This window comes from Roseateles sp. (genome assembly GCF_039595595.1).
Taxonomy (GTDB): Bacteria; Pseudomonadota; Gammaproteobacteria; order Burkholderiales; family Burkholderiaceae_C; genus Roseateles.
This window is the reverse complement of record NZ_JBCNLG010000001.1, coordinates 569,068-592,666: the sequence shown is the minus strand read 5'-3', so window position 1 is coordinate 592,666 and position 23,599 is coordinate 569,068. Positions and strand designations below refer to the sequence as shown.

The following is a 23,599-nucleotide window of genomic DNA, read 5'->3' as shown; positions in this document are numbered from 1 at the left end:
CGTCGTCAGCCTCAGAAGCCTTCCTCGACCAGTTCCGCCGCGCGCAGCAGCGCGCGGGCCTTGGCCTCGGTCTCCTTCCATTCGAGCTCGGGCACCGAATCGGCCACGATGCCCGCAGCCGCCTGGACGTACAGCACCTGGTCCATGACCACGCCGGTGCGGATCGCGATGGCCAGGTCCATGTCGCCGCCGAAGCTCAGGTAGCCGCAGGCGCCGCCATAGATGCCGCGCTTGACGGGCTCGAGCGTGTCGATGATCTCCATCGCGCGGATCTTGGGCGCGCCCGACAGCGTGCCGGCCGGGAAGCTGGCGCGGAACACGTCCATGTTGCCGATGCCCGGCTTGAGCAGGCCCTCGACGTTGCTGACGATGTGCATCACATGCGAGTAGCGTTCGACGGCGAACGCGTCGGTCACCTTCACGCTGCCGGTCTGCGCGATGCGGCCGATGTCGTTGCGGGCCAGGTCGATCAGCATCAGGTGCTCGGCGCGCTCCTTGGGATCGGCCTTGAGCTCCACTTCGAGCGCCTGGTCCTGCTCCGGCGTGCCGCCGCGCGGACGCGTGCCGGCCAGCGGGCGGATCGTCACCTTGCGGCCCTCGGGCGTCTGCTCCTGGCGCACCAGGATCTCGGGCGAGGCGCCGACGATCTGGAAGTCCCCCATGTCGTAGAAGTACATGTAGGGACTGGGGTTCAGCGAGCGCAGCGCGCGGTACAGGCTCAGCGGGGATTCGGTGTAGCGCTTCTTGAGCCGCTGGCCGAAGACGATCTGCATGCAGTCGCCCGCGGCGATGAAGGCCTTGGCCTTGTCGACCGACGCCAGGAAATCGGCCTTGGCGAACTCGCGCTCGACCGGATGCGCCTGGGCGCGCGCCACGCGCGGCGCGGCGACCGAGTAGCTCAGCTTGTCCTTCAGCTCGGTGAGGCGCTTCTTGGCCTTGAAGTAGGCCTCGGGCTGCGAGGGGTCGGCGTAGACGATCAGGTAGAGCTTGCCCGACAGGTTGTCGATGACGGCGAGCTCCTCGCACTGCAGCAGCATCACGTCGGGCGTGGGCAGGCCGCCTTCGGGCGTGGACGCCGCCAGGCGCGGCTCGATGTAGCGCACCGCGTCGTAGCCGAAGTAGCCGGCCAGCCCGCCGCAGAAGCGCGGCATGCCCGGCCGCAGCGCGACCTTGAAGCGCTGCTGGTAGGCCTCGATGAAGGCGAGCGGATCGCCCTCGTGGGTCTCGATCACCGCGCCGTCGCGGATCACGCGGGTGGTGCGGCCCTCGCTCTTGAGCACGGTGCGGGCCGGCAGCCCGATGAAGGAGTAGCGGCCGAAACGCTCGCCGCCGACCACCGACTCCAGCAGGAAGCTGTGGCGGCCCGGGCCGTTGCCGGCGCACAGCTTCAGGTAGAGCGAGAGCGGGGTCTCGAGATCCGCGAAGGCCTCGCTGAGCAGCGGGATGCGGTTGTAGCCATCGGCGGCCAGGCTTTGGAATTCCAGTTCGGTGATCACGTCGTCAAGCCTCTTGTCGGGCGCGGCGCGGCGTCAGTGACGCAACAGGTCACGCGCGCGCATGCGCAAACTCAGGTCGCCTGTTGGACCTGCCCCGTCGGGTAAGGGTGCAGCAAGAGTGTGACGGTGACCCGCGTCCCGGGGTAGACGGTGGACGGCGGGTGGCAAGCAGCAGGCGGCTTCAGATGAAGTCGTGCCAGGATCGCCAGGGCCAGGCTCCCCGGTCGTTCGACCCCTTGATGTGCTTGCGCGTGATAAACATGGTGGCGGGCAGTGTAGCAGGACGATCCCGGATGTCCGGCCCTTGGATCCATGGCCCATACTCGCGCCCAGAGCCGGCCGCGGAGCCGGCCGATCTTCCTTGGAGGGAAGGAGACACCATGTCCAAGCGCCTTGTCCCGACGACCGCCGGCCTGCTCGCGGCCGTGCTCCTGATGCCCATCGCGGCGTCCGCCCAGACCGCCCAGACCGCGCCAACGGTGAGCGCGGCCACCGCCGCCGCGCCGGTCGAGGTGGCCGGCGTGAAGTACGACGGCACCGTCGAGGTGGCCGGCCAGAAGCTCGTGCTCAATGGGGCGGGCATCCGGTACAAGGCGATCTTCAAGGTCTACACCGCCGGCCTGTACCTGAACGCGAAGGCCGCCACGGCCGAGGCGGTGCTGGCCAACACCGGCCCCAAGCGCATCCACATCCAGATGCTGCGCGACATCGACGGCGAGGAGCTGGGCAAGCTCTTCACCAAGGGCATGGAGCAGAACGCCTCGCGCGAGGAATTCGGCCGCTCGATCAGCGGCGTGCTGCGGATGTCCGAGATCTTCGTGCAGAAGAAGAAGCTCAAGAGCGGCGAGACCTTCGGCGTGGACTACATCCCGGGCACCGGCACGGTGATCTTCGTCAACGGCCAGTTGATCCCCGGCGAGCCCATCAAGGGCGAGGACTTCTTCCACATGCTGCTGAAGATCTGGCTGGGCAAGTCGCCGGCGGACAGCGACCTGAAGGTGGCGCTGCTGGGCGGCGCCAAGCCGGCCAGCAATCGCAACGCGGCCGGCAGCAGCCGCTGAGGCGCAAGGCCTCCGCGGCTTCAGCCGCGCAGCAGTTCGTCGAGCCGGTCGATGTGGCGCTGCGCGGACACCTCGCGGATCGGCTCGCCGTGGTTGTAGCCGTAGCTCACCAGCGCGATCGGACAGCCGGCCGCGTGCGCGGCGCGCGCGTCGTTGCTGGAGTCGCCGATCATCCAGGTCGTCGCCGGCGCTGAGCCCATCGATTCGCAGGTCTTGAGCAGCGGCAGCGGGTCGGGCTTCTTGCGCTCGAAGTCGTCGCCGCCGAAGACGCGGTCGAAATAGCCGTCCAGGCCCTTGCGCCTGAGCAGCTCGCGCGCGAACGCGGCCGGCTTGTTGGTCAGGCACGCCATCGGCAGGCCGAGCGCGCGCAGCGCCTCGAGTCCCTCCACCACGCCGGGGAACACGTCGGCGTGCTGCCCGTTGAGCACCTCGTAATGGCGCTGGTAGAGGATCCAGGCTTCCTCGTAGCGCGCCTGCGGCGCGCCGGCCTCGGCGAGCACGCTGCGGATCAGGTGCTCGCTGCCCTGACCGATGGTGTGCTCGACGAAATCGCGCTCGACCGGCGGCAGCGCCATGTCGGCCATCACGCGGTTGAGCACCGCGACGAAATCGCCCAGCGTATCGACGAGCGTGCCGTCGAGGTCGACCATGAAGGCGGTGGGAATGGGATGGAGCGGAAGGATCATCTCGGCTGAAAAAGCGGGAGTCGATGCGGCGCGCGACATCGTATCCGCAGGCTCCCACCATTGTCGGTGGGTCCGCTGACTGATGCTCGGCATCGGCGGCGGAAAGTGCATCAAAAGGAGAGCGATCAAGCGCTGGCGGCGTGAAATCCCGACACGTAGAGTGACTGCCTTCCCCGCGAAATGCGCGATGGAAAGGCCGCCGCCCCGCAAGGGCTGGCGATGTCCTCCACATGCTCGGCGACGTCCGCCTTCCCCCGATGAAGATCCAGCTGTCCCACACCGATCCAGGCCTGTGCATTGCATGGTGGAACACCGGCCTGGCGCCGCCGCGCGGCAGGAGGCCCGTCACAGACGCCCATATCGACGCCGCTGCCGGCGTGCTTCAGCATCTCATCGAGGACAACGGCGCTGATCTCATCGCGCTCGCGGAGATGTCTGAGGATTGCGCCCATCGCCTGCGCGCCCGCTGCGAGATCGCGCGCACCGAGTTCACATGGCTGAAAGCCTTCGTTCCGGCGGGCCGCGGCCGCTTCTCCCTGTGCGTGCTGAGCCGCACCCGCCGGCTCCAGGTGACGCTGATCCACCCGATCATCAAGAAGGAGGGCAATGCCTTCATCAAGGTCGGCCTGCACTTCAGCGTCCAGCCGCACCACGAGGACGAATACCCCTTCACGCTGATTGCGTCCCACTGGCCCAGCCGGCTCCACATGGACCGGCATGACAGCGAACGGACCCACATCGCGGCCCACCTGCGGCGCTGGATCGACGATCACATCCCCTCGATCGAGGACGTCTCGAATGTCCTGCTGATCGGCGACTTCAACGACGAGCCCTTCGACGAAGGCCTGGAGCGCTATCTCCACGCGAGCCGGGATCGGGAGAAGGTCCGGCGCAATCCGAGGCTGCTCTACAACCCGTTCTGGCGCCACCTGAGTTCCTTCCAACCCGAGGCGCCCGCCTGCGCACAAGCGGATCCGGGGACCTATCTCCACCACGGCGGGACCTGCTCGCGATGGAGGACCTTCGATCAGGTCATCGTCTCGTCAGCGGTGCTGTTCGGACGCTCGGGTTGGCGCCTGAACGAGGCCGACACCCGAGTCGCGTCCGTACCGCAACTCGACCTCGAGCGCCCGCCGGCGCACAGGGTCTTCGATCACCTCCCCATCGTGGGCCATCTTGAAAGGTATTTCGCATGATCGACTTCGCAGAACGCATCCGCACCGGCATCGAGAACGCCACCACCGCCGACGGCGAGCGCGCCGAGATCGAACGCATCCTCGAGCAGCTCGACGCCGCCGTGCGCAGCGCCACCTTCGGCAACGCCAGGCTGTTCGTGGGCAAGTTCCGCAATGCCGAGGACGAGGAGGTGATGCGGATCTCCGACCTCAGGCACCGCCTGGTCATCCGGAGCACCGAGAACGAGCACGAAGGCCGGATCATCGCGGGCTGGGAGATCGACAGCCACGGCGGCTACAGCGTCAATCTCGTCTACGAGTTCCAGAGCCTCTACTGCAGCGACGGCGACGAACTGATGGAGGAACTGGGCAATCTGCTCGAGACCGCACGGGTCGGCCGCGCGATCCAGCATTTCGCGAATCGCTGAAGCCCCAACGACAAGCCCCAAAGACGAAGGCGGACATCCTTTCGGATGCCCGCCTTACCCATTGACGTCCGGCTTGCGCCTCTGCAATCCACCACCAGAAACCTTGGACCGCATGAACGAAAGAATACGGGCCCCAGCGCGCGCGCAGAAGGCGCGTTCGCCGCATCGCGGCTTCGGCGGATGGCTGATGGCCACGTGAGGCGTTGCCCTACACCGCGGAGCCGCCGGCACGCTCGCGCAGCAAGCGGTACAGCGTGTTGCGGCCGATGCCCAGACGACGCGCCGCCTCGGAATGATTGCCGGCGCAGTCCGCCAGCACGCGGTGCGCGTGCGCGCGAGACTGCTCGCGCAGCATCGAAGCTGCGGGCGCCGGCTCGGACGTCGTGGCCGGCACCGGCTCGCGCAGATCCAGATCCTCGATGAGGTCGTCCGGCAGATGGCCGCGCCGGATCACCGATTCGCCAGGCTCCATCAGCGCGCAGGCGATGCGCAGCGCCTGCTCCAGTTGACGGATGTTGCCCGGCCATCGATAGGCCGAGAACTCGCGCTCCAGCGCCGGGTCGAGCACGACGCCCCGCGACGGTTCGATCGCGGCCAGCAGCCGCTCCACGAGCCGCCGCAGGTCCTGACGCTCGCGCAGCGGTGGCAGGCTGAGCGTCAGGCCGTTGAGGCGGTAGTAGAGGTCTTCGCGGAACTGGCCCTGCGCCACGAGCTGGCGCAGCGGGCGGTGGCTCGCGCCGATCAACTGGAAGTCGACCTGAACCGGCGGTCCGCCACCCAGCGGCTGCACCAGCCGGTCCTGCAGCACGCGCAGCAGCCGGGCCTGCAGCGGCAGCGGCATGTCGCCGATCTCGTCGAGGAACAAGGTCCCGCCATGCGCCTCGCGCAGCCGCCCTGATGCGCCTTCGCGCGACGCCCCGGTGAAGGCGCCCGAGCGGTACCCGAAGAGCTCGGCCTCGATCAGGGAGTCGGGCAGGGCGGCGCAGTTCACCGCCACGTAGGCGCGCTCGCGCCGCGGTCCGCTGTCATGCACCGCTCGCGCGAACACGTCCTTGCCCACGCCCGACTCCCCTTGCAGCAGCAGCGGGATCGGCTTGTCGAGCACGCGCCGCGCGCGCAGCACCGCCTGATGCATCGCCGCGTCGCCAAGGTCCAAAGCCTGCAACGCATCCGCGGCCGCAGCGGCCATGACCTGCGCCACGGCGCCGGGCTGCGGTCTCGACGCCGGTCTCGCCACTTGCGCGCCGGCGTCGGCGTCGGGGTCCATCTCGACGACAGCCGGCGAGCTGCGGGCCAGCCGCACTCGCCATGCGCTCGGCGCCTCCATCCGCACCCAGAGCGACGGCGCGCCCTCGCGGCGAACCAGCCGTGCCCCCTCCCCGCCCGACCGCGCCCCATCCATCAGCTCGCTCCACCGGACAGGCAGCAGCGATTCGAGCGGACTGGCACGCGCCGCCTCGGCGCCCAGCCACGCCTGCGCCGCCGCATTGCAGCCGAGGATCCAGCCGTCGTCGCTGAGGGCGAGCAGGCCCTCGGTTGGCGTGCCCAGCCCTTCGGGTTGCACGTGCAGCTGCAGCCGCAGTCCATCCGCGTGCCGTGTCTGGAAGAGCCGGTGCTCCACCATCCGCGCCGCCGATCGCACCAGCGCCAGCGTGTGCCGCTGGAAGCCGCGCTGCTCGCCGGAGAGGTCGAGGACGCCCAGCACCCGCCCTTGCGGATCGCGGATCGGCGCGGCGGTGCAGCTGAGGAACCCATTGCGCTCCAGGAAGTGCTCGCCGCCGAGCACCGAGACCGGCCGCTGTTCCGCCAGCGCCGTGCCGATCGCGTTGGTGCCGCGCCAGCGTTCGTCCCAGATCGCGCCCGGCCGCAGTGCCACGCGCTGCGCGCGGTCGACGAATCGGCCATCGCCGAGCGCCCCCAGCAGCAGCCCCTGCGCGTCGGCCAGGATCACCAGGCTGTCGCTGTCGCGGGTCTGCTCGAACAGGTCCTCCATCACCGGCCTCGCATGGGCGACCAGCTCGTGTTGGCGCTCCAGTGCGCGCCGCAGCTGAGCGCTCGACGCATGCGGCGCGCCCGGCGGACGGCCGACGGGGCTCAGGCCGAAGTCGCGGCTGCGCAGCCAGCTGCGGCTCAGCCCTTCGTCCAGCACCTCGACGCTCAGACGGCCGGTGTCCAGCAATTCGCGCCGCGCCGCGCGCAGCAGCCGGGACGCCGGCATGGCGCCGCTCGGGGTTTTCACCATCGTGTCGTCTCCTTGCGTCCGGTTCGAGCCGCTCGCGCGATGCGGGTGTTCCATTGCGGAACAGCTGTGCCGCGCGGGCTCATCGCGGATCAGTCTGTGGAGCGATCCTGACCAAAGGCTTGCGGCTTGGGAAGGGGCTTTACGCCGGCCGGCGGGGTCTTCGGCGCGAAGCGAGGCGCCGCGCGGCCCTGGCACGCGCCGTGCAAGAAGGCGTCCGGCACCCTTCCATTCCTGCACGGAGACATCCCCATGATCTATGCCAAACCCAACGCGGCCGGCGCGCCGCTGCAATTCAAGCCGCGCTACGACAACTTCATCGGCGGCCAATGGACCGCGCCGCGCGACGGCCAGTACTTCGACGTGATCACGCCCATCACCGGGCAGGTCTACACGCAGGCGGCGCGTTCGAACGCGGCGGACATCGAGCTCGCGCTGGACGCCGCGCATGCGGCGGCGCAGGGCTGGGGCGCCACGCCCGCGGCCGAGCGCGCGAATGTGCTGCTGCGCATCGCCGATCGCATCGAGCAGAACCTGGAGCGGCTGGCCTACGCCGAGACCATCGACAACGGCAAGCCGATGCGCGAGACGCTGAACGCCGATCTGCCGCTGGCGGTGGATCATTTCCGCTACTTCGCCGGCTGCCTGCGCGCGCAGGAAGGGGCGCTGAGCGAGATCGACGCGAACACCGTCGCGTATCACTTCCATGAGCCGCTGGGCGTCGTCGGCCAGATCATTCCGTGGAACTTCCCGATCCTGATGGCCGCGTGGAAGCTGGCGCCGGCGCTGGGCGCGGGCAATGCGGTGGTGCTCAAGCCGGCGGAGTCGACGCCGGTGAGCATCCTGGTGCTCACCGAGCTGATCGCCGACCTGCTGCCGCCGGGCGTGCTCAACATCGTCAATGGGTACGGCAAGGAGGCGGGCATGCCGCTGGCGCAGAGCAAGCGCATCGCCAAGGTGGCGTTCACCGGATCGACGGCGACGGGACGCGTGATCGCGCAGGCGGCGGCGACCAACCTCATCCCGGCCACGCTGGAGCTGGGCGGCAAGAGCCCCAACGTGTTCTTCCCCGACATCGCCGCCCAGGACGACGACCTGTTCGACAAGGCGATCGAAGGGCTGGTGCTGTTCGCGTTCAACCAGGGCGAGGTCTGCACCTGCCCGTCGCGCGCGCTGATCCATGAATCGATCTACGACCGCTTCATCGCCCGCGCGATCGACCGCGTCAAGGCGATCAAGCAGGGCAACCCGCTCGACACCGACACGATGATGGGCGCGCAGGCGTCCTCGATGCAGCTCGACAAGATCCTGTCCTACCTCGAGATCGGGAAGCAGGAAGGGGCGCAATGCTTGATCGGCGGCGGACGCGCGGAACTCGGCGGGGAGCTGGCGGGCGGGTATTACATCCAGCCGACGCTGTTCAAGGGGACCAACGACATGCGGATCTTCCGCGAGGAGATCTTCGGCCCGGTGCTGGCCGTCACCACCTTCAAGACCGAGGAGGAGGCGCTGCGCATCGCCAACGACACGCCCTATGGCCTGGGCGCGGGGGTGTGGTCGAGGGATATCAACACGGCGTTCCGGATGGGCAAGGGGATCAAGGCCGGACGCGTCTGGACCAATTGCTATCACGCGTATCCGGCACATGCGACGTTCGGCGGCTACAAGGAGTCCGGCATCGGACGCGAGACCCACAAGATGATGCTGGACCATTACCAGCAGACCAAGAACCTGCTGGTGAGCTACTCGCAGAAGAAGCTGGGGTTCTTCTGAGATTGCTGGCACTGGCCGCCGCTGATATCCCACTCCCTCGCCCCGCCGGGGAGAGGGCGGGGGAGAGGGGGCGGTTCGATGGGCAGCAGCGCTGCGGCGAGACCCCTCTCCCCTTCCCTCTCCCCCTGGCGGGGGCGAGGGGGAAATACGGGCAAAGATTGTGAATTTTGGACATTTGTCTTTGTTGAAAACATTTGTCTAGAATGGGCCGATGTCTTCATCCAAGGACCAGTTGCTCGCCCTGGTCGAATCCAACCCCTTCATCAGCCAGCAGGAACTGGCCGACCAGCTCGGCCTGTCGCGCTCGGCAGTCGCTGGCCATCTGGCGCAGCTGACGAAGGAGGGCCGCATCCTCGGTCGCGCCTATGTGCTCCCGCAGCGCCAGCCCATCGTCTGCATAGGCGGCACCAACCTCGACCGCAAGCTGCGTGGCCTCGGGCCGCTGCGCATGGGCAGCTCCAATCCCGCGACCCAGCATGAGACCGCCGGCGGCGTCGCCCGCAACATCGCCGAGAACCTCGCGCGGCTCGGCCTGCCGGTGCATCTGCTGACGGCCGTCGGCCGCGATGCCGCGGGGCAGGCCTTGCTGGCGCAGCTGCAGGCGCTCGGCGTCGATTGCGCGGGCTCGCTGCAGGCGGTGGACGCGGCGACGGGCAGCTACACCGCGGTGCTCGATCCGCACGGCGAGCTGGTGCTGGCGCTCGCGCACATGGAACTCACCGACCGGCTCGATCCCGCGTTCCTGCGCCAGACCGCACCGCAGCGGGCGCCGGCGCGCTGGCTCGTTGCCGACCTGAACCTGCCGCGCGAGACGCTCGACGAGTTGCGCGCCGAGGCCCGCCTGCGCGAGCAGCGATTGCTGCTCGTCGCCGTGTCGGAACCAAAGATGGCGCGCCTGGGCCCCGACCTGCGCGGCGTGGAGCTGCTGGTGCTGAATCGCGGCGAACTGCAGGCGTTGGTCGGCCGCGCGCTGCCCGACGACGGCGCGCTCCGCGGCGCCTGGCATGCGCTGCGCGAGGCCGGCCTGCAGCGGCTGGTGATCAGCGACGGCGCGCGGGGCGTGCGCCACTCCGAAGGCGATGAACTCGCCCTGCTCGCCCCGCCACCGCTGGATCCCGCGGCCATCCGCGAAGTCACCGGTGCCGGCGACGCGATGACCGCCGGCATCGCCGCGGCGCTGCACCGCGATCCCGACGACCTGCGCAGCGCCTGTGCGCTGGGCCTGCGACTGGCCGCGCTGACGCTGCAGAGCGACGCGACGGTCAGCGAGGCGCTGAGCCCGGCGCTGCTCGTCTGACCCCTTTCCAAGAATCCAAAAGAGACCGCATGAACACGCAAGACCGCTTCGACCCGACCCTGATCGATTTCTCGCCCGAGGTATCCGCCGCACGAGCCGAGGGCCGCCCGCTGGTGGCCCTGGAGTCGACCATCATTTCCCACGGCATGCCGTATCCGCAGAACGTGCAGACGGCCCGCGAGGTCGAGGCCATCGTGCGCGAGCACGGCGCGGTGCCCGCGACGATCGCGGTGCTGGACGGCAAGATCCGCGTCGGCTTGGGCGATGAGCAGCTCGAGCTGCTGGGCAAGTCGCCCGAGGCGATGAAGCTGAGCCGACGCGACCTGCCCTTCGCGCTGGCGACGGGCCGCATCGGCGCGACGACGGTGGCCGCGACGATGATCTGCGCGCGGCTGGCCGGCATCGAGGTCTTCGTCACCGGCGGCATCGGCGGCGTGCATCGCGGCGCGGAGACCAGCTTCGACATCTCGGCCGACCTGCAGGAACTGGCGCGCACGCCGGTGGCCGTGGTGTGTGCCGGCGCCAAGAGCATCCTGGACCTGGCGCTGACGCTGGAATACCTGGAGACGCACGGCGTGCCGGTGCTGTCGGTGGGCCAGGAGAACTTCGCCGCGTTCTACACGCGCGACAGCGGACTGAAGGCGGACTTCCGCATCGACGCGCCGGCGGAGCAGGCCAGGTTCCTGCGCGCGAAGTGGGCGCTGGGCCTGGGCGGCGGCGCGGTCATCAGCAACCCGGTCCCGGTCGAGCACGAGATGCCAAAGGCGCTGATCGACGGATTCATCGAGCAGGCGCTGGGCGAAGCCGCGGCGCAAGGCATCAGCGGCAAGGCGGTGACGCCTTATCTGCTGGCCCGCATCAAGGACCTCAGCGGCGGCGCGAGCCTGGCGACCAACATCGCGCTGGTCAAGCACAACGCCAAGGTGGGCGCCGCCTTGGCGAAGGCGCTCAAGGGCTTCTGAACCCACGGCGGCTGGTTCTCACGCCGCTCCTCACCCGCAAGCCTGAGCCCCCAGCACCCACTCAAACCAGTCAGAAATTTGACTTGTTCCGGGAATGGCAGCGCATCGGCTGTCTCTGAAGAATTGCTCTCCACCGGCCATGTCGGCCGGCAATTGAAGGAGTTCTCATGAGTACGGCAGTGATGGGCTCATTGGCGGCCGCCCAGGTGTTGAACGACGACGAGATCGATCAGATCCGAGGCGGGCTAGGACCGCTTGTCGTAGGTCCCGCGATTGGGGCGTTTGGTGCGGGTCTCGGCTACCTGCTCGACACGCGAGGATCGGGGACGGCGGTGGGCTTCGCCCACGCCGTGGCTTATGGCGCGATCGGCGGACTGCTTGGCGGCGCGGGCACGCTCGTGCGTGGTGCGGGAGGAATCGCGGCTCAAATGGGCGGGACGGCGATCGGCACCTTCGGCGCGTGGATGTCCAATGACAAGAATCTCCCCAAGCAATCGTCGCAGTGAAGGTGCTATGACATGAGCGCCTTGATCCTGATCGCGGCGTGTCAGCTTTGCAGCCTTGCCGCCATGCAATATCGGCGCGGCCTGGCACCCACGCTGGGCCTCGCAGCCTCGGGATGGCTTCTCGGTTCGGCAGCACTTGCGCTTCGCGAAAGTAATTCCGAAGAGTTCTGGCTCTTCGAATCAGTCCTGACTGCCAATGCGGTGCTGATGGCGGGGCCGGTCCGCCAGCTTTTGCGTCGACTCGACCCGCCCTTCCTCAGATGACGGCTCCCATTCAACCAACCGGCGCTTCGCCGGTTGGTTGATTGCCAAGCCACACCGTTCCCCTGCCGTTTGTCACACTCCATCGGCGGGCATCCAGGCCGCCGCGCAGCGGACACGCTCCAAATCGCACAGGTTTTCCTCTGTCCTACGCAGGATTAACCTGAACGAAACATTCATCGCAGGGCCGCGGCCTAAGCTTCCGCGCCCCTCGAAGAAGACCGTCGTTGGAGAACGTGTTCATGCGCCGCCAGTCCCTCGCCCTGTCCCTGATCGTCCTCTTGCTGTTGGCCGGCGGGGGATGGTGGTGGAAGGCCCGATCGGCCGATGGCCGGTCCGGGGCCGTCACCGCCGACGGCGCCCCCGCGCCGGCGCGCGGGGCCTCGGGCGCGGGCGGCACGCAGCTGGTCGGCGTCGTCACCGCGCAGCGCCGCGACGTGCCGGTCACTGTCGAGGCCAGCGGCACCGTCACGCCGATCAACCAGGTCGACATCCGCGCCCAGACCACCTCCACCGTCCGCGACGTCCTGGTACGCGACGGGCAGACCGTCGCCAAGGGCCAGCCGCTGTTCCGCTTCGATGAGCGCGCGGACCGCGCCAACCTCGACAAGGCCCGCGCCCAGCTCGCCCGCGACAAGGCCAGCCTCGCCGACCTGCAGCGCCAGTACGAGCGCGCCAAGGACCTGCTCGCCCAGAAGTTCGTCGCGCAAAGCGCGGTCGACACGGCGCTGGCCAACCTTGAGGCCGGCCGCAGCCTGGTCGACGGCGACGCGGCCGCGCTGCAGTCCGCCAACGTCGCGCTCAGCTACAACGAGATCCGCGCCCCCTTCGCCGGCCGCGCCGGCGCCGTCAACGTCTGGCCCGGCAGCCTGGTCCAGGCCAGCGCCACCGGCACGCCGCTGGTGAACATCGTCCAGATCGATCCGATCGCCATCAGCTTCAACCTGCCCGAGACCGAACTCGCGCCGGTGCTCGACGCGATGCGCCCGCAAGGCGGCAACGCCAAGGCCGCGCCGCCCGAAGTCCAGGTGGTGCTTCCCGCCATCGAGGGCGGCCCTTCTCGCAAGGACAGCCGCGGCGGCAAGCCGGTCGACGCCGTCGCGCGCGGCAAGCTGATCTTCGTGGACAACCTCGTCGACGCCACTACCGGGACCATCAAGCTCAAGGCCGAGTTCGAGAACGGCGCGCAGAAGCTCTGGCCGGGCCAGTACCTGCGGGTGCGCATGACGCTGCGCAGCCTGCCCGGCGTCGTGGTGATCCCGCAGGCCGCGATCATCCTGCGCGGCAGCGATCGCCAGGTCTACGTGGTCGGCCCGGACAAGACCGCCCAGCTCAAGCCCGTCAAGCTGCGCTACACCTTCGGCGAGATGGCGGTGGTGGACGGCGTGGACGCCGGCGCGATGGTCGTGCTCGACGGCAAGCAGAACCTGCGCCCCGGCACGCCGCTGCGCACCCAGCCCGCCGCGGTCGATCCGGCCGCGGCCGCGCGCCTGGCTGCGGCCTCCGCCGCCGCGGGCGGTGGCGCGTCCGCCACCGACGTCGCCGCGCCCTGAGCCCCCCGGCTCCGATTCGACGCCCCCGCCCCCGCCGCGAACGACGCCATGAATCTCACCGAACTCTTCATCCGGCGGCCGGTCATGACCGTGCTGCTGAACATCGCGCTGGTCGTCGCCGGCATCGCCGCCTGGAGCCGCATTCCGGTCGCCGCGCTGCCCAGCTTCAACACGCCGGTCATCAACGTCCAGGCGGTGCTGCCCGGCGCCAGCCCCGAGACCATGGCCTCCTCGGTCGCGCTGCCGCTGGAGAAGCAGTTCTCGACGATCGCCGGCATCACGACGATCTCGTCCACCAACACGCTGGGCAACAGCTCGCTGACGCTGGAGTTCGACCCCTCGCGCGACATCGACGCCGCCGCCGTCGACGTGCAGGCGGCGCTGTTCCGCTCGCTGCGCGCGCTGCCCACCGAGATGACGACGCCGCCGTCGTACCGCAAGGTCAACCCGGCCGACGCGCCGGTGCTGCTGGTGGCGCTGACCTCGCCGTCGATCAACCTGTCCGAGCTCAACGACTACGCCGAGAACCTGATCACCCCCAGCCTGTCCACCATCGACGGCGTGGCGCAGGTCTCGATCTACGGCCAGAAGCGCTTCGCGGTGCGGATCAAGGCGCGCAACGAGCTGCTGCAGCAGCGCAACATCACGCTCGACGAGCTGCAGGCCGCGGTCAAGGGCGCCAACGCCAACACGCCGGTCGGCACGCTGGACGGCACGCGCCAGACGCTGACCATCCAGGCCAACAAGCAGCTGCGCGACGCCGAGGCCTTCGGCGGCATCGTCGTGGCCACGCGCAACGGCGCGCCGGTGTTCCTGCGCGAAGTGGCCGACGTCCAGGACAGCTACGAGACCGTCAAGTCCTTCTCCAACTTCAATGGCGAGCGCTCCATCGTGCTGGCCGTGCAGCGCCAGCCTGACGCCAACACGGTGAAGGTCGTGGACGCGGTCAAGGCGATGCTGCCGCGCTTTGCCGCGCAGCTGCCGGCCTCGGTGCAGATGAGCACGCTCAATGACCGCTCGGTCTCGATCCGCGAGTCGCTGCACGACGTCTACTTCACGCTCGCGCTCACCGTGGCGCTGGTCGTGATGGTGATCTTCCTGTTCCTGCGCCGCATGGTCGCGACGCTGATCCCGACGCTGTCGCTGCCGATCTCGCTGATCGGCGCGGTGACGCTGCTGTTCGCGCTGGGCTACAGCCTGGACAACATCTCGCTGCTGGGCATCACGCTGGCCGTGGGCCTGGTGGTCGACGACGCGATCGTGATGCTCGAGAACATCGTGCGCCACGTCGAGGACGGCATGGCCCCATTCGACGCCGCCATCCGCGGCGCGCGCGAGATGGCGTTCACCATCATGTCGATCTCGATCTCGCTGGTGGCGGTGCTGATCCCGATCTTCTTCATGCCCGGCGTCATCGGGCTGCTGTTCCACGAGTTCGCGGTGGTGGTGTCGCTGGCGATCATGGTCTCGGCCGGCGTGTCGCTGACGCTGGTGCCCATGCTGTGCAGCCGCTTCCTGAGCAGCCACCACGAGGTCCGTGAGAACGCGCTGGGCCGCACCTTCGAAGCCGGCTTCACCTGGGTGCTGGACCGCTACACGGCCTCGCTGGACTGGGCGCTGCGGCATCGCTGGGTGATCGGCGCGGTGGCGATCGCGAGCTTCGTCGCCAGCGCCGGGCTGTGGATCACGATCCCCAAGGGCTTCTTCCCGGAAGAGGACATCGGCCAGATCCAGGCCAGCACCGAAGCGTCGGAGGACATCTCCTTCGCCGCGATGACGGTGCTGCAGGAGCGCGTGGCGAAGATCGTGCAGGACGATCCGTCGGTGTCGTCGGTCTCCGCCGCGGTGGGCGGCGGCGGGGGCGGTGGCAACGTCAACACCGGCCGGCTGTTCATCAACCTGAAGCCGCGCGGGGAGCGTCCCGCGATGCCGCAGGTGCTCGAGCGGCTGCGCAAGCAACTGCGCGCGGTGCCCGGCATCGCGGTGTACCTGCGCCCGGTGCAGAACCTGCAGCTCGGCGGCCGGCAGTCCAAGAGCCGCTACCAGTTCACGCTGCAGTCGGTGAGCGCCGGCGAGCTCAACACCTGGGCGGAGAAGCTGCAGGACAGGCTGCGCAATGACCCGGTGTTCCGCGATGTCACGAGCGACTCGCAGCTGCGCGGCCTGCAGGCCAACCTGGTGATCGACCGCGAGCGCGCCACGCTGCTGGGCGTGCAGATGCAGGACCTGCGCAATGCGCTGTACTCGGCCTTCGGCGAGCGCCAGGTCTCGAGCATCTACGCGGAGAGCAACACCTACCAGGTGATCATGGAGGCGACAGACAGCGACCGGCTGAGCGAGGACGCCTTCGACAAGATCTACCTGCGCGGCAGGAACAGCACGATGGTGCCGCTGACCGCGTTCGCCAGCGTCAAGCGCGAGCTCGGTCCCACCGCGGTCAACCACCAGGGCCAGCTGCAGGCGATCACGCTGAGCTTCAACCTCGCGCCCGACGTGCCGCTGGGCAACGCGACCGCGAAGATCGACCAGTTCACGCGCGAGATCGGACTGCCGCCGTCCATCATCACGAGTTACGGCGGCGACGCGGCGGTGTTCAAGGACTCGCAGGGCGGCCAGGTGCTGCTGATCGTGCTGGCGGTGGCGGTGATCTACGTCCTGCTGGGCGTGCTCTACGAGAGCTACATCCATCCGCTGACCATCCTGGCGGGACTGCCGTCGGCGGCGGTGGGCGCGCTGCTGACGCTGCAGCTGGCAGGCATGGAGCTGACCATCATCGCGACCATCGGCATCCTGATGCTGGTGGGCATCGTGAAGAAGAACGCGATCATGATGATCGACTTCGCGCTGGACGCGCAGCGCAACGGCGGCATGACGCCGGCCGAAGCAATCCGCGAGGCCTGCATCCTGCGCTTCCGTCCGATCATGATGACGACGATGGCGGCGCTGATGGGCGCGCTGCCGATCGCGCTGGGGCTCGGCGCTGGGGCGGAGCTGCGCCAGCCGCTGGGGCTGGCGGTGGTCGGCGGGCTGATCCTGTCGCAGGCGGTGACGCTCTACATCACGCCGGTGATCTATCTGGCGCTCGATCGCTTCAGTGGAAAGGGGCCGGACACGCGGGAGGTGGCGCATACGCGATTGACCGAACATCCGGCACATTCAGTCCAGCATCCGGCGCCAGGGCACGCGGACTGACAGGGACCGACCACCTGCCATCGCCAGGCGCGGCCTCCACGGGGCATGGGGGCTCCCTCCTGGACCCCCAAGCCCCATGCAGGCCCAGGATCACCGGGGCGGTCGGAACGCGTGGCGCGCAGCAGCAGCGGCTCGGCGGCCGATGCAGCCCGGCGCGTGGTCGTTGATCAAGCCCATCGCCTGCATGAACGCGTAGACCGTCGTCGGGCCGACGAACTTCCAGCCGCGCTTCTTCAATTCCTTGGACAGCTTGATCGAGGTGTCGGAGGTCGGCCGCACGTCGCCGCCCTCCTCCGGGTCCTCGAAGCGCCAGAAGAACGCAGCCAGCGAGCCCGCCTCCTTCTGCAGCTCCAGCGCCCGGCCGGCGTTGTGGATCACCGCCTCGATCTTGCCGCGGTGGCGCACGATGCCCTCGTCGGCCAGCAGCCGCTCGATGTCGGCCTCCTTGAACTTGGCGACCTTGGCGATCTCGAACTGCTTGAAAGCCTTGCGGAAGTTCTCGCGCTTGGCCAGGATCGTTCGCCACGACAGCCCCGACTGGAACCCTTCGAGGCACAGCTTCTCGAACAGCCGCCGGTCCTCGTGCACCGGGTAGCCCCATTCGTTGTCGTGGTAGTCGCGGTAGGCATCGAAGCCCGGGGCCTCGCACCATTTGCATCGCCATTGGCCATCGGGGCCCTGCGCCAGTCGTTCGCTCATCGTTCCTCCAGCGTCGCACAGTCGAGCGCGCGATTCTGGCCTCGCGCGGCACGAAACCCTGTCAGCAGGGCCTCGCCGCCGGCGCCACTGAGGCGCCATGCATCCGATCCATTCCCATTACGCCAACGCCTTCCTGTCGCCACCCGCCTCGAAGGAGGCGTCCGGGACCGCCCCCTCCGGCCTTGAGGCCGCGCTGGCGCCCGGCGTGCCGGTCTATTGCCCCGCGAGCCATGGCTGCGTCGCCGAGTTCGCCCTCAGCGACGGGTTCAAGGCGTTCCGGGAGAGCCTTCAGCGCGACATCGGCACGCTGATCGATGTCGCCGGCGGCATGCCAATCACCGTGTCGGCTCTGGAGGAGTGGCGCGAAAAGCTGTTCGACGTCGATATCCACGGACGGCATCTGGGCTACGGCGAGGCGGAAGCAGCGCTCATGTATCGGCATGGCGCCGACCTGCTGCGCCGTCTGGTGCAACTGATCCGCGAGGAGCGCCTGCCCCTCTCCAGCCGCCAACTGGAGCTGCAGCGGCTGGGCCAGCAGTTGCAGGTCTGCGCGCCCGCCGTGCTCTCGGAACTGGCGGGCTGCATTGGCCGGCTCGATCCGGAGCGATCCGGCATCGCCGGCAAGTTCCGCAGCGTGGTCGAGCAGATCATCGAACACGTCGCCATCGAGGCCGTCGAGATCGCTTATGGAGAGGACTTCACGGAAGCGCGGCTGGCCCAGGCGCACTTCGTCAACGGGCTGAAGAAGCGGCTCTACGAAGCGCTCGAACTTCCCTGGCCGCTTCAGGAGGACGTCTTCGCCCATCACCGGCACGACCAAGCGCTCGTCCAACAATGCGTCCAGACCTTGCGTCCGGCGCTGGCTCCGGGATCCGTGGCCCGCATCGTGGCGGACGACTATCTGCAGCGATTCACCGACGCAATGCGCAAACTGGCGGCTCGTCACGGGCCGATGCCGCATCCGACACTCGATCAGCTCAAGGACTGCACGGAACCGCTGGATACGGAGTTCGGCGCTCCGCCGCCGCTGGAGGCCCTCCTGGTCACGCGCAACGAAGGCAAGGACTACGAATGCGCCACGGACTCGACGCGGGTGGCGCTGCACTTCCTCGACGCGATGCGGACCGCCAAGCTGCTTGTCTCGGACCCCGGCGCGGACATCGAGGCCGCGTCCGGGCGCCCGCCGGACGGCGACACCGGCCTGCAGGAGCCGGGCCGCGGCCCGGTGGGACAACTGCGATGGACGAGCGAAGCCGGGGGTGGCGTCGTGCGCCATGAGCTGGCGGAATCGCAGATCCGGGAGCTTCTGGATCAGCGTGTGCGGGGTGAACCGTTGCCGCAGAGCCTCCAGATCCAGCTGAGCGATCTGCTGACCGCTGTCACGGCAGTGACCAAGTCGTCAGCGCGCGGGCGTCTCGCTCCGCATTCCGAGACCAGCCGCAGCATGTCGGTCACGCAGCCGTTGCGGCTGTGGTGGCGCGTGACCGGCGAGGCACTGCGCGCCGATCCTCCACGGCTCGAGCCGCAGGAATTGCTGGACGTGCTGACCTGTCCCGGCAGTACGGCCGTGCCGCCACTCATCGAATGCCTGCGGACCGCCCATGAGGACATCGTCCATATCCTCTTCGCAGGCCTGACGGAGCTGCAACGCGATGGCCTGCTGTCCGCCGAGGCGCTGTTCAAAGCACTTGATCCGCATGCGCCCGCCGTGTCCGGCGGGTGGCCCGCCGCACTGGCCGCCTGCAGCCCCCATGGTTTGAAAGCGCTGCTGACGTTCGCCGTGAAGGCCGCAGCCGACGGCAACTTGGCGTCCGATCGCTGCCGCGAACTGCTGCTGGGCCCCGATACGCCGCTGGCACCGGTTTCCACCTCGCCCGGCGGCGTTCGGCGCACATCGCTGGCGGTGCCGCTCGCGTGGCTCGCCGGGCCGCTCACCGACGACGCGCGATGCTCCCGCTTGAGCGCTCGCCTGAATGCCTACTTCGACGTGCTGAGCGAAGCATCGTCGCGTCAGCTGATCGCGAAAGAGGACCTGTTGCGTGTACTCGATGGCCTCGATCCGCTGGCGGCGACCTGGGAAGCGGATGGCGCGGCGGGCAGGAACTTCGATGCCGGTCTGTCGAAGTGGTTCTCCCGGGTCGTGCGTCTCTGCCTGAACGGTCAGTTGTCCGTCGAGGAAACGGCAGCGGCGCTGCGCTTCCCTGCCCACTGGCCGGAGACACGGCGGGTGGCCTTCGCCTCGACCCTCATCGGCGCCGTGGGGCCCTTGCTCCAGCTCGGCACAGGACGGAGGGAACCGGAGAACGAGTCCCGGCTGCGCCGCCAGTTGCTGGACAGCGTGATGGGGCTGGATGTCCCGGCGCCCTGCCGCCTGATCCGGGAGCTCCGCGACGCGGACCATGCGCGTGCGGCGAGGGACTGCGCCTTCCACCTGACTCGTGTCATGGGGATGCTGGGCTACACCGGCGAGCAAATCGCCCTCGCGACCCAAGGGCCTTGACCGCGTCGCAGCGTTCGCTCAAGCGGCCGCTGATTCCTGGCCTGTCAGGAAGGCCGGCTCAGGCGCCGGCCGTCTTGTGGAAGACCGCTTCGTCGCGCGGCCAGGTGTGCACGCGCGCTTCGATGAGGTCGAGCACCTGCACGAACGCGTTGCCCGCGCCGTAGTACGGATCGGGCACCTCGTCCAGGCCCAGGCCGGTCATGCCCGCCATGAACAGGCCCAGCCGGGCCGGCGACACCGCCGGCCGCATCGCTCGCAGCCCGCGCAGCACGCTGCGGTCCATCGCGAGGATCAGGTCATGGCGATCGAAGTCCTCCGCCGTCACCTTGCGCGAGCGCCAGCGGCGGTCCATGCCGTAGCCGCGCTGCTCGAGCACCGTCAGCGCGCGCTTGTCCACCGGATGCGCCTTCGAGGACGCGAACACGCCGGCCGATCGCACCTCGCTCAGGCCGAGCTCGCCGGCGCGCAGCCGCAGCACGGCCTCGGCCATCGGCGAGCGGCACAGATTGGCCGCGCAGACGAGCAGCAGTCGGGTCACGGGACGTTCGCTCCGCGTGGCGTTCAGCGTGGCGCTCAACGTCGCGTTCAGCGCGTCAGCTCCGCGCGCATCGCGTCGATGACGCTCTTGTAGTCCGGCTTGCCGAAGATGGCCGAGCCCGCCACGAAGGTGTCCGCGCCCGCGTCCGCGATCTCACGGATGTTGTCCACCTTCACGCCGCCGTCGATCTCCAGGCGGATGTCGCGGCCCGAGGCCAGGATCATCGAGCGCGCCTGCTGCAGCTTCTTCAGCGCGCCGGGGATGAAGCTCTGCCCGCCGAAGCCCGGGTTGACGCTCATGATCAGCACCAGGTCGACCTTGTCGATCACCCACTCCAGCACGTCCAGCGGCGTGGCCGGGTTGAACACCAGACCGGCCTGCGCGCCCTCGGCCTTGATCAGCTGCAGCGTGCGGTCCACGTGCTGGCTGGCCTCCGGATGGAAGCTCACCAGATCCGCGCCGGCGCGGCAGAAGGCCTGCGCCAGCGCGTCCACCGGCTGCACCATCAGGTGCACGTCGATCGGCGCGGGCGTGCCGTCGGGCTTGACGGCGTGCTTCTTCAGCGCCTCGCAGACCATCGGGCCAAAGGTCAGGTTGGGCACGTAATGGTTGTCCATCACGTCGAAATGGATCCAGTCCGCGCCGGCGGCCAGCACGTTGCGGACCTCGGCGCCCAGGTTGGCGAAATCGGCGGACAGGATGCTGGGGGCGATGCGATGGGTGGGCGGGTTCATGGCGGGCGGGCGCGGGGCGCTGGCGGGGGAAAGGGAGCGATTGTAGAAACCCGCCGCCTAGAATCCCCGGATGGCACATCCGCAATTCCACTGCAGCGTGGCCGTCGAGCCCCTCGCCGAGCAGACCGTCCCCGAGCGCAACGAGTTCGCCTTCGGCTACACGATCACCATCGAGAACCGCGGCGACGTGACCGCCCAGCTGATCGGCCGCCACTGGTCCATCGTCGACGCCAACGGCAAGGTGCAGGAGGTGCATGGACTGGCCGTCGTCGGCCACCAGCCGCTGCTGCAGCCCGGCGAGCGCTTCCAGTACAGCTCCTGGGCCCAGATCGAAACGCGCTGCGGCACCATGAGCGGCCGATTCCTCTGCGTCACCGAGCACGCCGAGATCTTCTACACCGACGTGCCCGAATTCCTGCTGGCCGATTCCGGATCGCTGCATTGATGTTCCAACGTCAAGGCTGGGACCTCACCGCGCTGCTCAACGCGGCGCATCCACAGGCACCGCTGGCCGAGCGCAATCTCTGGCTGGTGCGATTGATCGAATGGCTGCGGCACGCGCCGCTGAAGGACGAACGGGCCGCCGCCCCGCCCGCCGAGGCCGCCCCCGCGCCCTCCGCGCCGCTGCCGGTGCGGCGCCTGAAATACCTGCTCAACCTGCTCGAGCGCCACCCCGAGCACGCCAAGGCCTTCGCCGAGGTCATCGCCAGCGTCTGGGCCGATGTCGACGCGATCAGCCTGTTCGCCGAGGTCGGCTTCGCGCCCCGGATGGCGCTGTGGAACGAGTTCCTCGGCCGCCTGCGCCGCCGCCTGCTCCCGCTCAGCGCCGACACCCGCGATCTGTCCGAACTGTTCGAGCTGCTCTTCCCCGAGGAAGGCGACGAGCAATGGATCAACGCCGTCGATGACGACCTGCTGCGGCGGCTGGGGCTGCTGTTCGCCGGCGCGCCCGAGGGCGACTGGCGCGACGAGATGCGCGCCGCGATCACCGTGCTGGTGAGCGCGGTGCGCTCGGCCGGCCTGTCCGGCGCGCTGCGCGTGCGCATGGATCCGCAGCGGCTGGCGCGCCGGCCGTTCCGCAACCTGGCCACCGCCTGGGAGCAGGTCGAACACGCGCTCGACGACGGCGACACCGCCGCCCTGCCCGGCAAGCTGCAATTCCTGCGCGGACTGCTCGACGAGTGCCGCGCGGCGGTGCGCTCGGTGCCGGACCATCTGGAGGAGCACGGCGTCTCGGTGGATCTGATGTTCGGCGTGGAGCAGATGCAGGCGCGGCTGCGCCGCGTCGAGGACCTGCTGGCGGTGCTGCTGGCCGAGCATCCGCAGCGCGAGCTGCTGCGGCTGGTGGCCAGCCTGGTGGCGGTGGTGCATGACCGGCGCAGCGTCCGCACGCTGTTCGCGCGGCATTACTCGCTGCTGGCGCGCAAGGTCGCCGAACGCAGCGCCGAGACCGGCGAGCACTACATCACCCGCAACCGCGAGGAGTACGGCGACATGCTGCGCCGCGCCGGCGGCGGCGGGCTGGTGATCGCGGGCACCACCTTCATGAAGTTCGCCATCATGGCGATCGGGCTGTCCGCGTTCTGGGGCGGTTTCTGGGCCGGCGTGAACTACGCGGCCAGCTTCGTGCTCATCCTGCTGCTGCACTGGACGGTGGCGACCAAGCAGCCCGCGATGACCGCGCCGGCGCTGGCCGACAAGCTGCGCCACATCGACAGCGACGCGGGCCTGCAGGCTTTCGTCGACGAGGTCGCGCACCTGTTCCGCTCGCAGACGGCCGGCATCATCGGCAACCTCGCGCTGGCCGCGCCGATGGTGCTGGTCGTGCAGATGGCGGCCTGGCTGAGCTTCGGCCGGCCGCTGGTCGGCGCCAAGGAGGCCGAGCACGTGCTGCATTCGCTGACGGTGCTCGGACCCTCGCTGTTCTTCGCGGCCTTCACCGGCGTGCTGCTGTTCGCGTCCAGCCTGATCGCGGGCTGGGTCGAGAACTGGTTCGTCTTCCACCGGCTGGACAGCGCGATCGCCTGGAACCCGCGCATCATCGCCAAGCTCGGCGCGGGCCGGGCGGCGCGCTGGTCGCGCTGGTGGCGCGACAACATCTCGGGCCTGACCGCCAACATCAGCCTGGGCCTGATGCTGGGACTGGTGCCGGCGCTGCTGGGCTTCTTCGGGCTGCCGATCGAGGTCAGGCACGTCACGCTGTCGACCGGCCAGCTGGCGGCGGCGGCCGGGGCGCTCGGATGGGACGTGCTGCGGCACTGGCCGTTCTGGCTCTGCGTGCTCAGCATCCTGGGCACCGGCGTGCTGAACGTCGGCGTCAGTTTCTTCCTGGCGTTCAAGGTGGCGCTGCGCTCGCGCGGCATCCGGCTGGCCGACCAGAGGCGCGTGCGCGCGGCGGTGTGGGCGCGGATGCGCCATCAGCCGATGAGCTTCCTGGTGCCGCCCAAAGCATGAGCCAGTGAGCCGAATGGCGCTGGCTCAGGCCGGATCGCGGTCGTC

General features: G+C 69.0%; 19 protein-coding genes. 13 read left to right on the top strand and 6 right to left on the bottom strand.

Annotated features, from left to right (window positions below; genetic code table 11):
- Positions 1-11: 11 nt before the first annotated feature.
- A complete protein-coding gene (trpE, locus tag ABDW61_RS02650; RefSeq protein ID WP_343635922.1) occupies positions 12-1,496 on the bottom strand; it encodes an anthranilate synthase component I in 1,485 nt (494 codons plus the stop codon).
- Positions 1,497-1,876: 380 nt separating this feature from the next.
- Between trpE and ABDW61_RS02645 the strand changes: the two genes are divergently transcribed.
- On the top strand, positions 1,877-2,557 hold the full coding sequence (locus tag ABDW61_RS02645) for a chalcone isomerase family protein (protein ID WP_343635920.1): 681 nt from the start codon (positions 1,877-1,879) through the stop codon (positions 2,555-2,557).
- A 20-nt stretch (positions 2,558-2,577) separates the two neighbouring features.
- On the opposite strand, the gene gph is transcribed toward ABDW61_RS02645, so the two are convergent.
- A complete protein-coding gene (gene gph, locus ABDW61_RS02640) occupies positions 2,578-3,243 on the bottom strand; it encodes a phosphoglycolate phosphatase (protein WP_343635918.1) in 666 nt (221 codons plus the stop codon).
- Positions 3,244-3,473: 230 nt separating this feature from the next.
- Here gph and ABDW61_RS02635 point away from each other — a divergent pair, with 230 nt between their 5' ends.
- Together ABDW61_RS02635 and ABDW61_RS02630 are read left to right on the top strand one after the other, a co-directional pair.
- Complete coding sequence (locus tag ABDW61_RS02635; protein WP_343635916.1) at positions 3,474-4,439, top strand: endonuclease/exonuclease/phosphatase family protein; 966 nt, start codon at positions 3,474-3,476, stop codon at positions 4,437-4,439.
- Positions 4,436-4,846, top strand: coding sequence for a hypothetical protein (locus ABDW61_RS02630; protein ID WP_343635915.1), 411 nt, complete (start codon positions 4,436-4,438; stop codon positions 4,844-4,846). The genes ABDW61_RS02635 and ABDW61_RS02630 overlap by 4 nt, the downstream gene beginning before the upstream one ends.
- Positions 4,847-5,054: 208 nt before the next feature.
- Here the strand turns inward: ABDW61_RS02630 and ABDW61_RS02625 are convergent, their stop codons facing one another.
- The gene (locus tag ABDW61_RS02625) at positions 5,055-7,088 is read right to left on the bottom strand and encodes a sigma-54-dependent Fis family transcriptional regulator (RefSeq protein WP_343635913.1); all 2,034 of its coding nucleotides are present in this window, start codon (positions 7,086-7,088) and stop codon (positions 5,055-5,057) included.
- A gap of 249 nt (positions 7,089-7,337) precedes the next feature.
- Here ABDW61_RS02625 and ABDW61_RS02620 point away from each other — a divergent pair, with 249 nt between their 5' ends.
- The 7 genes from ABDW61_RS02620 (at position 7,338) to ABDW61_RS02590 (ending at position 16,629) form a co-directional block, all read left to right on the top strand.
- A complete protein-coding gene (locus ABDW61_RS02620; protein WP_343635911.1) occupies positions 7,338-8,858 on the top strand; it encodes an aldehyde dehydrogenase family protein in 1,521 nt (506 codons plus the stop codon).
- A gap of 211 nt (positions 8,859-9,069) precedes the next feature.
- Positions 9,070-10,155, top strand: coding sequence for a carbohydrate kinase (locus ABDW61_RS02615; protein WP_343635909.1), 1,086 nt, complete (start codon positions 9,070-9,072; stop codon positions 10,153-10,155).
- Positions 10,156-10,184: 29 nt separating this feature from the next.
- On the top strand, positions 10,185-11,117 hold the full coding sequence (locus ABDW61_RS02610) for a pseudouridine-5'-phosphate glycosidase (RefSeq protein ID WP_343635907.1): 933 nt from the start codon (positions 10,185-10,187) through the stop codon (positions 11,115-11,117).
- A gap of 167 nt (positions 11,118-11,284) precedes the next feature.
- Positions 11,285-11,623 (top strand): hypothetical protein, encoded by a 339-nt coding sequence (locus ABDW61_RS02605; RefSeq protein WP_343635905.1) that lies wholly within the window; start codon positions 11,285-11,287, stop codon positions 11,621-11,623.
- 12 nt (positions 11,624-11,635) lie between these two features.
- Positions 11,636-11,887 carry a hypothetical protein gene (locus tag ABDW61_RS02600; protein WP_343635903.1) on the top strand — a complete coding sequence of 84 codons (252 nt, stop codon included), beginning with the start codon at positions 11,636-11,638 and terminating at the stop codon, positions 11,885-11,887.
- A gap of 239 nt (positions 11,888-12,126) precedes the next feature.
- The gene (locus ABDW61_RS02595; RefSeq protein WP_343635901.1) at positions 12,127-13,437 is read left to right on the top strand and encodes an efflux RND transporter periplasmic adaptor subunit; all 1,311 of its coding nucleotides are present in this window, start codon (positions 12,127-12,129) and stop codon (positions 13,435-13,437) included.
- A gap of 48 nt (positions 13,438-13,485) precedes the next feature.
- Positions 13,486-16,629, top strand: coding sequence for an efflux RND transporter permease subunit (locus tag ABDW61_RS02590; RefSeq protein ID WP_343635899.1), 3,144 nt, complete (start codon positions 13,486-13,488; stop codon positions 16,627-16,629).
- A gap of 90 nt (positions 16,630-16,719) precedes the next feature.
- On the opposite strand, the gene ABDW61_RS02585 is transcribed toward ABDW61_RS02590, so the two are convergent.
- Positions 16,720-17,328 (bottom strand): DNA-3-methyladenine glycosylase I, encoded by a 609-nt coding sequence (locus tag ABDW61_RS02585; RefSeq protein WP_343635897.1) that lies wholly within the window; start codon positions 17,326-17,328, stop codon positions 16,720-16,722.
- 97 nt (positions 17,329-17,425) lie between these two features.
- On the opposite strand from ABDW61_RS02585, the gene ABDW61_RS02580 reads away from it, so the two are divergent.
- On the top strand, positions 17,426-19,828 hold the full coding sequence (locus ABDW61_RS02580) for a hypothetical protein (protein WP_343635895.1): 2,403 nt from the start codon (positions 17,426-17,428) through the stop codon (positions 19,826-19,828).
- Positions 19,829-19,886: 58 nt separating this feature from the next.
- Here ABDW61_RS02580 and ABDW61_RS02575 read toward each other — a convergent pair whose 3' ends face one another.
- On the bottom strand, positions 19,887-20,366 hold the full coding sequence (locus ABDW61_RS02575; RefSeq protein ID WP_343635893.1) for a low molecular weight protein-tyrosine-phosphatase: 480 nt from the start codon (positions 20,364-20,366) through the stop codon (positions 19,887-19,889).
- 47 nt (positions 20,367-20,413) lie between these two features.
- The gene (gene rpe / locus ABDW61_RS02570; RefSeq protein WP_343635892.1) at positions 20,414-21,100 is read right to left on the bottom strand and encodes a ribulose-phosphate 3-epimerase; all 687 of its coding nucleotides are present in this window, start codon (positions 21,098-21,100) and stop codon (positions 20,414-20,416) included.
- 70 nt (positions 21,101-21,170) lie between these two features.
- On the opposite strand from rpe, the gene apaG reads away from it, so the two are divergent.
- Together apaG and ABDW61_RS02560 are read left to right on the top strand one after the other, a co-directional pair.
- Positions 21,171-21,545, top strand: a complete 375-nt coding sequence (gene apaG, locus ABDW61_RS02565; protein ID WP_343635891.1) for a Co2+/Mg2+ efflux protein ApaG — start codon at positions 21,171-21,173, stop codon at positions 21,543-21,545.
- Positions 21,545-23,554, top strand: coding sequence for a site-specific recombinase (locus ABDW61_RS02560; RefSeq protein WP_343635890.1), 2,010 nt, complete (start codon positions 21,545-21,547; stop codon positions 23,552-23,554). The genes apaG and ABDW61_RS02560 overlap by 1 nt, the downstream gene beginning before the upstream one ends.
- The last annotated feature ends 45 nt before the right edge of the window (positions 23,555-23,599 follow it).